Source organism: Moorena sp. SIO1F2, assembly GCF_010672755.1.
GTDB lineage: Bacteria > Cyanobacteriota > Cyanobacteriia > Cyanobacteriales > Coleofasciculaceae > Moorena.
The window spans coordinates 1-10,089 of record NZ_JAAHFV010000242.1 but is presented as its reverse complement, the minus strand read 5'-3'; the positions used below and the strand labels follow the sequence as shown (position 1 = coordinate 10,089).

General features: G+C 43.5%; 9 protein-coding genes. 4 read left to right on the top strand and 5 right to left on the bottom strand.

Annotated elements, in window-relative coordinates:
• Positions 1-300: 300 nt before the first annotated feature.
• The 3 genes from F6J94_RS23560 (at position 301) to F6J94_RS23550 (ending at position 1,736) form a co-directional block, all read left to right on the top strand.
• A complete protein-coding gene (locus tag F6J94_RS23560) occupies positions 301-687 on the top strand; it encodes a VOC family protein (RefSeq protein WP_293044646.1) in 387 nt (128 codons plus the stop codon).
• A gap of 472 nt (positions 688-1,159) precedes the next feature.
• A complete protein-coding gene (locus F6J94_RS23555) occupies positions 1,160-1,285 on the top strand; it encodes a hypothetical protein (protein ID WP_293044644.1) in 126 nt (41 codons plus the stop codon).
• 4 nt (positions 1,286-1,289) lie between these two features.
• Positions 1,290-1,736: a DUF29 domain-containing protein gene (locus tag F6J94_RS23550; RefSeq protein WP_293044642.1), complete on the top strand. Its 447-nt coding sequence runs from the start codon at positions 1,290-1,292 to the stop codon at positions 1,734-1,736.
• A 190-nt stretch (positions 1,737-1,926) separates the two neighbouring features.
• On the opposite strand, the gene F6J94_RS23545 is transcribed toward F6J94_RS23550, so the two are convergent.
• From F6J94_RS23545 to F6J94_RS23535, 3 genes are all read right to left on the bottom strand, one after another.
• Positions 1,927-3,609, bottom strand: coding sequence for a CARDB domain-containing protein (locus tag F6J94_RS23545; RefSeq protein ID WP_293044640.1), 1,683 nt, complete (start codon positions 3,607-3,609; stop codon positions 1,927-1,929).
• A 1,083-nt stretch (positions 3,610-4,692) separates the two neighbouring features.
• Positions 4,693-7,371 carry a cyanophycin synthetase gene (gene cphA / locus F6J94_RS23540; protein ID WP_293044638.1) on the bottom strand — a complete coding sequence of 893 codons (2,679 nt, stop codon included), beginning with the start codon at positions 7,369-7,371 and terminating at the stop codon, positions 4,693-4,695.
• Between the two features lie 413 nt (positions 7,372-7,784).
• Positions 7,785-8,636, bottom strand: coding sequence for a cyanophycinase (locus F6J94_RS23535; protein WP_367142260.1), 852 nt, complete (start codon positions 8,634-8,636; stop codon positions 7,785-7,787).
• A gap of 214 nt (positions 8,637-8,850) precedes the next feature.
• Between F6J94_RS23535 and trmD the strand changes: the two genes are divergently transcribed.
• Positions 8,851-9,528 (top strand): tRNA (guanosine(37)-N1)-methyltransferase TrmD, encoded by a 678-nt coding sequence (gene trmD / locus F6J94_RS23530; protein ID WP_293044634.1) that lies wholly within the window; start codon positions 8,851-8,853, stop codon positions 9,526-9,528.
• On the opposite strand, the gene F6J94_RS23525 is transcribed toward trmD, so the two are convergent.
• Complete coding sequence (locus F6J94_RS23525) at positions 9,525-9,650, bottom strand: hypothetical protein (RefSeq protein WP_293022830.1); 126 nt, start codon at positions 9,648-9,650, stop codon at positions 9,525-9,527. The genes trmD and F6J94_RS23525 overlap by 4 nt on opposite strands.
• 27 nt (positions 9,651-9,677) lie before the next feature.
• The coding region (locus tag F6J94_RS23520) for a solute carrier family 23 protein (protein WP_293044632.1) at positions 9,678-10,089 on the bottom strand (412 nt) is incomplete at its 5' end.

The window sequence follows — 10,089 nt, the reverse complement described above, 5'->3', positions numbered from 1 at the left end:
TAACCCTACTTCTATCCAAAGAACTACCTACTCTGGAATACCAATCCACATCCTCAAGCTTTGATGAAAGCTGGAGGATGTGGATTGGTATTCCAGAGTAGGTAGTTCTTTGGATAGAAGTAGGGTTGGGGGCATAGATAATTTCCTTATCCTTTGGATATATATCCTTTTGATGATGGGTTTTATATCTGCCAGTCTAGCAAAATCCTCAAAAGTTGGTTGAATCTGGTTCCATACTATGGGGGATGAGCTTTGTTGATTTAAAATTATTTATCTATTACTTAATTTAAGATTAGTTTTATGAAGACTAAAGGATTTCACCATGTAGCGATTATTTGCTCAGATTATGAAAAATCGAAACAGTTTTATGTGGATATTTTAGGGTTTTCGATTATTGAAGAAACCTTCCGAGCTGCGAGAAAGTCTTATAAATTGGATTTACAAGTGGGTGATGGGGATAGGATTGAGTTATTTTCGTTTCCTAATCCCCCTGAACGAGTTAGTCGTCCCGAAGCTTGCGGATTGAGACATTTAGCATTTCAAGTAGATGATATTCAAGCGTCGGTGAATTATCTCAAATCCAAGGGTGTGGATGTAGAAAGGATTAGAATTGATGAGCATACTGGGAAGCGATTTACGTTTTTTCAAGACCCAGATGGATTGCCGTTAGAAATGTATGAAAGTTAAATGGAATCGGGAATCGGGAATCGGGAATCGGGAATCGGGAATCGGGAATCGGGAATCGGGAGCAGGGAGCAGGGAGCAGTGTATTCATAATAGTAACCCACCCCTAACCCCTCCCAGGATGGGAAGTGAAAATATTGTATAATTTCCTAAGAAGTAAAATTTTCAAGGAAACTAAAGAAAATGTCTTGGGATAGCTACATCGATAATCTAAGAGGTTGTCTGAGAAGTCTCATTTGCTACATCCAAGCCCCCGTTGGTCCCCCGAGCGAGCAATCCCTCGGTCGGGGGACTTTTAGAAGCAAATTGACTCTTCCCCCAAAGTTGGGGGGCTAGGGGGGCAAAATTCAGTATCAAAAAACTTTTCAGATATCCTCTAATTGGACAATCTAAAGACGCTAATGGAAGGTAACAAAATAAGTATAGCTGTTTTTAGCCTAATGAGGTACAAATATTTTTTTACTTCTTCCCTCTTTTGACTTTACTGCTCCCTGCTCCCTGCTCCCTGCTCCCTGCTCCCTGCTCCCTGCTCCCTGTTCCCTGTTCCCTGTTCCCTAAAACCCAAAAACTCCTTACTAGCTTGAAAACCGCTATAGAGTAAAGCAATGACTAAAACAAGTGATCTATATTCTCTGTATGATGTTGATAATGAAAAATGGTTATTAGAAACTCTGAAACTCCTAAAAGAAAAACGACTAGGAAATCTCGACATAGAGCATTTAATTGAGGAATTAGAAGGATTGATTCGTCGAGATAAATTAACAGTTGAAAGTTTTTTAGAACAAATTATCCGACATTTATTACTCCTGAAATATTGGCAAGAGCAATATGACTATAACGCGAACCATTGGCAAGCGGAAATTATGAGCTTTAGAACCCAACTGGACGAGTATTTAACTAAAAATCTCCGCAATCATTTACAAGAAAATCAAGCCAAAGTTTATAAAAAAGCCTTAAAATATGTCAGAAAAAAAACCGCTATGATGATTCAATTTCCTGAAGACTGTCCCTATGCTCTCGAACAATTATTAGATCAAGATTGGCTGCCTTGAAAAGCTGATATTTAAGTAGTCAGCGGTCAGTGGTCAGCAGTCAGCGGTCAGCTTTGTGGCACAGGCTTTGGCCTTGGCCAAAAGGCCACGCGGGGCGCGTTTGGCCACGCTGTGCGAACGAGGCTGGGACCTACCCATTAGCTGATAGCTGTTCGCGTAGCGTGCGCGTAGCGCATTAGCTGAATGCTTACTAAAACAAAGATTGAACTTGAAGTATTGAGTCAAATACCACTTGATTGCTAGCAGCGCTGTCATCAAACTCATTAATAGAGTTACTAGGATCAATAAACCCAATGATGTAGTAGGAACCAGGGTTGAGGTTCGGAAAAGAACCACTCCATGTTGCGTAATCCCAATTGAAAGGATCTAAGGAACTTATTGTATCGCTACCAAGTAACCAGTGGGAACCGCTGGAGTTAGTCACATCATTGTCTGTAGATGCATAGAAATTGACGTTGAAGTTTCCTGATGCTGCTGTACCGTTGTTACGAGTTACAAAACGTGTAGTTAAGTTATCTCCTGGTTTAATCGAGTTAGATGAAAGGTAGTCAAAGTCAGTACCAAACCATTGATCATAATCCACAAGATCAGGTTTATCTACTGGATTAGGATCGTTTGTCTTCCAATCCTCTATCAAATCGGTCATGTATTTCTGTAAGCGAATAGCTTCATTCCGATCAGAAAACCCGGCTCTTGTCAGACCAATAACATATTCTGAGCTACCCTCAGAACGCCATACTGGACCACCACTATTACCTCCAGTAGCATCAAGATGGTGTTCAATCTGATAGTTATCAGCGGAATTAATATTACCAGAAATTGTATACATTTCCGCAGAATGATCTATTCCTGCAAAACTACCTTGCCAATTATTTTCAACAATTCCCTCACTGTTGATTGTGTTTTTAGGATACCCAGTTATATTGACATTTAAGTCGTTATACCAACTAAGATCCGAATTCCATTGCCATCCCATCCAACCAGTGTAATTACCAATATTGCGATCGAGGGTTAAGACCGCCCAATCATAATTCCAGTGATTTTCATCATCGTCAGCATCAGCAATAATTCCATCACCATCATTATCTGCTGTATAACCGTTCACCGTATGAAAAGAGGTTACACCCACTTGACCATAATATTTTTCTTGACCATCTTGACCGAGATATATGGATATTTCGTCTGCATAGCCACCATTTCCTGCAGAGTCAGAACGAGTGCTGTTGAAGATACCATGAGCTGAGGTTAGAAAATGGTGAGGACCAATCATCACCCCAGATGAACCAAACCACTCATCCCCAAACCTAGCTGTGATCAAACCTACTTTAGTCCAAGGATTGCTGGTCGTATTTGTTACCCTAGTTCTGTCATCATCACCGAAAACTCCATTTAATGAAGGATTTGGATTAGTTCCTGCTGATAGCTGTATTCCAATTTGCTGATCCTCTACGGTTAGAGTGGTGTTTGTATCCTCTTGTCCTAACAATTCTAATTCTTCAGAAGTTGACTCTGCTGCTGATGCTAAATTTGATAATCCATTTTCTTGCTCTGTGGCTGGATCTAAGGTATTAACTTGAACATCAACAACATCCTCTATGTCTTCTGGCAAAACATTGCTAAGTGTTTCCGAACTGTTACCCTCAACAAAAAGTTCGTAGTCACCGTCAAGAGTTAAAGGTTTATAGTCTCTTGGTCCAGCATTGAGGTAATCAGAGTCTACTCGTACTAAAACATTATCATTACGCCATCCGGTCAGAGTATCATAACCAAGAAATTCTGAATAATCGTCATCACGAGGAGCTACTAAATATAATCTAGAGTCAAGTTGCTCGTCGTAGTCTAAACCGTCATTAGTATATTGTAACGAAGTCATTGCTATTGCCTCTAACGTTTGAATTAAGTAGAACTTGTGTATTTCTGAGCAACCGATTACTAACTGCCATGACTACCCTAGTGGTAGGCATTAAGCAATTAGTAAATTCCCTGAATGCTAAGTGCTGATAGCTGATGCAGGAAGTATCTATAGACTGATCAGGCCAAACACCAAAAGTTATGCAGTAAACTTTCAATATGTTGACAGTTACAGATTCCAAAAAAAATCACAAAAATGCCTCTGTTAGTAGCGAGTAAAAACCTTATTAGTCAAAGCTAGTAAATCGTAATTTTATTGGTTATTGGTTTATTCATTAACCGGTCAGTTCATCTAAAAATCAAGCATATCAAGTCAATTAATTAGCCCATCTAGACCCCAAGACTCACGCGAGAACCATGAACTGACCTATCGAAGACAGATAGTTTGAAGCTGGATTTAAGTAATTAGTTAGGAGTTTTATAAACTTTTGGTATTGATGGCTTACTTATATCCAATCAAATTTTATATCTAACTCAGAGAAAATTTATAAATTTCACGGAAAACTCACTAAACCTTTAACTATATAAAGCTTTGATAAAGATGAGATAAAATATGCATATTTTATCCATTTTTGCACAATGGATGTAATCTATAGCGTTTCTCATAGTTATGAGGTACATTCAATTTTTCCATGGGTTACTCCCTACTCACTACTCTGTGAAACCTAGGACGAAGTACCTGACCCAATTGAGAAACGCTATAATATATTGACATCTCCACTAGAAATGGTAGAGAACACAAATTAACCACTAGTAGCCATTTGCTGTTAAAGAAGTCATACCACCCACATCAAGGTTCGATCCCATGGCTGTATAAAACGCGATGTTCTGAAGGAACATCGCGTTTTATACTTTGGGCTAATCCCATCTAGGGATCACCTTCACTCAATCTTCTGTAGCCCAGCACCTCAATGCGATCGCAAACAACCGTCATCCTTCAACCTACCCTAAGGCAAGGCCAATAACCTTCAACCTTTAACCTTCAACCTTTAACCTTCAACTTTAAACATTCAACCAATACCATTCAACCAATACCAACCGCAACTTAATTGACCACCGATGGCTTCAACTCATCTTCGGTGTCAGCACTGGTTGCCTTAAGGCCATTATCCGGCAAGGGATGACGAGCCTCAATGAGTTTGATCGCACGACTGACACTTTCTGGCAGAATCACCACTAAACCACCATCAGCCACTTTATCCAAACCCCTATCAATTGCCTCTGTTTCGTTGAGGATAATCTCATAGTTGGACTCGCGATTTTCCTCTCGTATGCCCTTACGAATTAACTCAGCTGCATCACCACTGGGACGTCCTCTTAAGTCATCATCTTCTTTGATAATAATCCTGTCAAAGATTTTTGCTGAGAGTCGTCCTAATTCAATAAAGTCTTCATCCCGGCGATCCCCAGGACCACCCACAACCCCAAAGCGCTCTCCCGGCCAGTTGCGCACAAAACTACCCAATGCCTCGTAACTAGCTGCATTGTGGGCATAATCCACTAGAGCATGATAACTGCCAAGATTGAACAAATTCATTCGTCCGGGTGTCTGGTCTACAGAAGCCCGAAATGTGGTCAATGCCTTTCGAATGGCCTCAATCGAGACTCCTTGAGCAAAGGCAGCGAGACTCGCAGCTAGAGCATTAGCAATCATAAAAGGTGCCCGTCCCCCAATTGTCACTGGCACATTAACTGCCTGCTCAATCCGCAGGGTCCAATCCCCTTTGATGATAGATAAATAACCATTTTCGTAAACCGCCGCCAGACCACCACCACTAGTGTGATTTTTGACCAACTCATTCTCTGAGTTCATCGAGAAATAAGCCACTTGACCCTTTACCTTTTCTGCCATAGCTCTGACTAGGGGGTCATCAGCATTGAGGATAGCATAGCCCTTCGGACTCACCACTTCCGCCACAACACTCTTCACCTTGGCCATCTGTTCAATGGTGTCGATGTCTCCAATTCCCAAGTGGTCAGCGGAGACATTTAAAACCACCCCAATATCACATTTGTCAAAGGCCAAGCCAGAACGCAGGATCCCACCCCGGGCAGTTTCGAGGACTGCCACCTCAACTGTAGGGTCTCTGAGAATTACCTGAGCACTTTGGGGTCCAGTGGTATCACCTTTTTCCACCATATATTCATCAATGTAGATGCCATCTGTGGTGGTATAGCCCACAACCTTTCCAGTTTGGCGATAGATATGGGCAATTAAGCGGGTTGTCGTGGTTTTCCCATTGGTACCTGTAATCGCGATGATGGGAATACGGTTAGGTTGGCCATTTGGGAAGAGCATATCTAGGACTGGTGCTGCCACATTCCGGGGCTGACCTTGACTAGGACAAACATGCATCCTAAAGCCAGGGGCAGCATTCACCTCAACCACCACCCCATCAGCTTCCCGTAAAGGCTTAGTGATATCGGAGGTGACAATATCAATTCCAGCAATATCCAGACCAATAATTTTGGCAACCCGCTGTGCCAGCCAGATAGTTTCTGGATGGATGTTATCGGTGTGGTCTACAGCAATACCCCCAGTGCTGAGATTGGCAGTTTCCCGCAAGTAACAAACTTCCCCCTTTCTGGGTATACTGTCCAATCTGTACCCTTGCTTCTTCAATACACTGTCACTGGTAGCGTCTAACACAATTTTAGTCAAGAGATTGTCGTGTCCCTCACCGCGATGGGGATCAAGGTTAGTTTGCTCAATCAGTTCCTCAATCGTAGACCTACCATTCCCCACCACATGGGCAGGGATACGCTCTGCTACCGCTACTACCTTGCCATTGACCACAAGAATCCGGTGGTCAAAACCTTTATAATAGCGCTCCACAATCACAGAGCGGGAGACTTCTTTGGCGGTCTTATAGGCAGTCTGCGCCTCTTCCCAGCTATTAATATCGAGGGTAATGCCTCGTCCATGATTCCCATTCAGGGGTTTAATCACAATCGGGTAGCCACCTACATACTCAATTGCCCCTTCCAACTCATCTAGGAATCGAATCGTTGTCCCCCGGGGAACCGGTACACCAGCATCCCTCAGGATTTGTTTGGTACCTTCTTTATCACAAGCCAACTCAACCCCTAAAATCCCTGAATAATCACTCAATGTGGCTTGAATCCGCTTTTGGTGGACACCGTAGCCCAGTTGAATCATCGCTCTCGCGCTCAGCTGCATCCAGGGAATTTCTCTGGCTTCGGCTTCCTTAACCAGGGATTGAGTGCTTGGTCCTAAAGCTGAATTATTAGCCAGTTCTTGTAAATCTTTCAGGTCTTGTTCTAATTCACTTTGGGGATAGGTTTGCTTATCAATGATGCTACGACACAGCCGCACAGCTGCCCTAGCGGCATAACGACCCACCTGCTCATCAATGTACTCAAATATGACCTGGTAGACTCCTGGTGTCGCTGTTTCCCTAGTGCGACCAAATCCAACCCTCATGCCAGCCAGATCTTGTAGTTCTAGGGCAACGTGTTCAATGATGTGCCCCATCATGGTGCCTCTGGCAACCCGAGCAAGGAATCCCCCCCGGACACCAGGGGAACAGAAATGCTCTTCCAGACTGGGTAGGACAGTCTTTAGTCCCTTATAGAAGCCAGGAATCTCGTTGGAGGGGGTATTTGCCAATTCCTCTAAATCGAGACGCATGACAATAAGTTTGTGATGTCCAATACTCCAATAATTAGGGCCACGTAAAGTCTGGATTCTCAGAATTCTCATATCAACTGAAACTTCGGTGGTGATGCTCGCTGAATGTGCAAGGAAGCCTAAAGACGCAATTCATCAAATAAAATTCGCCTTTATCGCCTACTTTGGCACATTATGAGACGATTGGCACGCTTGAAAAGTCTAGCTCCAATCCGGGAATCAGGGGATCCGGTAGGCTGGTGATTAGATTTGGGATAATCTATTAATCATTAACCTTGGACAGATAAAAAACTGTTCTCTGTGAACAGTTTTTTCAAAATTATCCATAATTATCCATTGCACCCAGCAAGTCCTCAGATGAGTTCCCCCAACTACAGTCATGAGGAAAACCCCTGATTAAGGCGCTGCATCCCTTGGCACAGGGCAGGTAAAGCCATACTCAAAAGCGTGGGCTGGTATTGTGCTTGTTCTCCAAGACGGAAGGTTTAGCTTTCTGCTGTGAATAAGGAACGCTTGTGAAAGTGGTAGCGATCGCCATGACACAGAACATGCACTCGCAGATTGTGGATACTGATCGGGTCGTTATGACCAATCTTAGGCTGGTTGGTGTAAGACATTTCCTTGGGATCAATAATTGTGACAGTGCCTTTACCCATCACTTCTAACCAACCATTTTTTTCAAACAAAGCACAGGTATCTTCATCGATTCCGATGGCCAATCGCTCCGGATGTTCCGAAATAGCACTGATCAGGCGTGCCATACGATTCCGATGGTAGAAATGTTGATCGACAATCACCTCTGGAATGATTCCTAAGCCCATGGTTATATCCACCAAAGAACGATTAGGAAACTCACCACTACCACCACCAGCAATCATGTGATGACCCATAACTGCAGCCCCAGCACTTGTCCCAGCTATGGTAATCTCGCTCTGATGAACCCGCTGCCGAACTTTTTCCATTAAGGGGGTATCGGCTAGTAGCCCGCACAAGCGTAGTTGGTCACCTCCAGTCATGAATACCCCGGTACAGATTTCCAAGTACTCTAGTAAGTCTTGGTTTTCTGCTTGATAGCGATCGCGTATATCTAGCAACCGAATTTCCTCGGCTCCCATGTCTTCAAAGATGCGTTGATAGCGACTGCCAATCACGGTTGGTTCTCTGGAGGCTGAAGGGATAATGGCAAGGCGAGCATTAGTTCCTCCAGCACGCCGAAAAAAAGTTTGCAGGATCTCTCGTCCGTGAACTTTATCTTCAGCGCCGCCGATTACCAAAATAGCTGGTTGAGTGGACTTAGGCATCCTCATTCTTTGCAATTGAGATTCTAACTGCTGCATTATATTAGTAATGGGCATGAGGTGAGTTGAATACTTTTGAGTAGTGCTTTTTAGTTAAAATGCCACATTATAGCAATTTTTCCGTTGAATCCGTGATTTTTTAATGATATTCACGCATTATAGCCTTACCATTTATGCATAATCACTGATTATGTATCTTAGCCTCTTCCCACAGGATTTTTAGCTCCAGACCCCTACCCTCCCTTAACTCCTTGTGCGATTTGACATTATCACTCTGTTTCCGGATTTCTTCACCTCTCCCCTGAGTTCAGGGCTACTTGGTAAGGCACTCCTCAAACAAATAGCCGAAGTGCATCTGATCAACCCCCGAGACTTTGCTACTGACAAGCATCGACGAGTTGATGATGAACCCTACGGTGGTGGGGTGGGAATGTTGATGAAACCAGAGCCGATTTTTGCGGCTGTAGAGTCTTTACCCATTTTACCCCAGCGTGATGTCATCTTAATGACTCCCCAGGGGCAACCGATGAAACAGCAATTGTTCAAAGAATTGGCCACAGGTTATGATCAGCTGGTGATAATTTGTGGACACTACGAAGGTGTGGATGAGCGGGTATTACATTTAGTCACCCGAGAGGTATCACTGGGGGATTTTGTCTTAACCTGTGGAGAAATCCCAGCCCTAGCCATGATTAATGGTGTCACCCGGTTGCTACCAGGAACAGTAGGCAAAGCCGAATCCCTTAAATTAGAAAGCTTTGAAGCCGGGTTACTGGACTATCCTCAGTACACCAGACCTGCTGAGTTTCGGGGATGGAAGGTTCCAGAGGTTCTGTTATCAGGACATCATGGGGAAATTGACCGTTGGCGTAAAGAGCAGCAAATTCAGAGAACCAAAGAACGCCGTCCTGATTTGTTTGACACTCTCTAAATAGCAAAGGGAACAGGGAGTAGGGAGTAGGGAGTAGGGAATCGGGAATCGGGAGTAGGGAATCGGGAATCGGGAGTAGGGAATCGGGAATCGGGAATCGGGAATCGGGCATGGCTTGTCAAATGAAAATGGTATATAAAAAGAGATTGTCAAGCTCCTACTAAGGCAAACTTTAAGATAAATACTGTTGCTAAAATCCACATGGTAATAGTCGTTTCGTGAACTTTACCCTGAAAAGCTTTCAACAGAGGAAAGGTTATTAAACCGACAGCTAAGCCATCAGCAATCGAATAACTTAAAGGCATGATCAAGATGGTGAGAAATGAGGGAATTGACTCGGCTGGATCGTCCCAATGGATTTTTCTAACACTTGGGATCATCAACACTCCAACCATGACTAAGGCTGGTGCTGTGGCGAAGCTGGGAATGGCAGATAGAAAGGGAATGAAAACTATGGATAAGGCAAATAAAATGGCAGTAACAACGGCAGTCAAGCCAGTGCGTCCCCCTTCTAAGAGTCCTGATGCGGACTCAATATAGGTGGTTACGGTAGAGGTGCCA

Bases quoted from the DNA above. Each gene is read 5' to 3' on its own strand.
- F6J94_RS23560 (WP_293044646.1), top strand. From the start codon at position 301: ATGAAGACTAAAGGATTTCACCATGTAGCGATTATTTGCTCAGATTAT.
- cphA (WP_293044638.1), bottom strand. From the start codon at position 7,371: ATGAGAATTCTGAGAATCCAGACTTTACGTGGCCCTAATTATTGGAGT.
- F6J94_RS23550 (WP_293044642.1), top strand. From the start codon at position 1,290: ATGACTAAAACAAGTGATCTATATTCTCTGTATGATGTTGATAATGAA.
- F6J94_RS23535 (WP_367142260.1), bottom strand. From the start codon at position 8,636: ATGCAGCAGTTAGAATCTCAATTGCAAAGAATGAGGATGCCTAAGTCC.
- F6J94_RS23545 (WP_293044640.1), bottom strand. From the start codon at position 3,609: ATGACTTCGTTACAATATACTAATGACGGTTTAGACTACGACGAGCAA.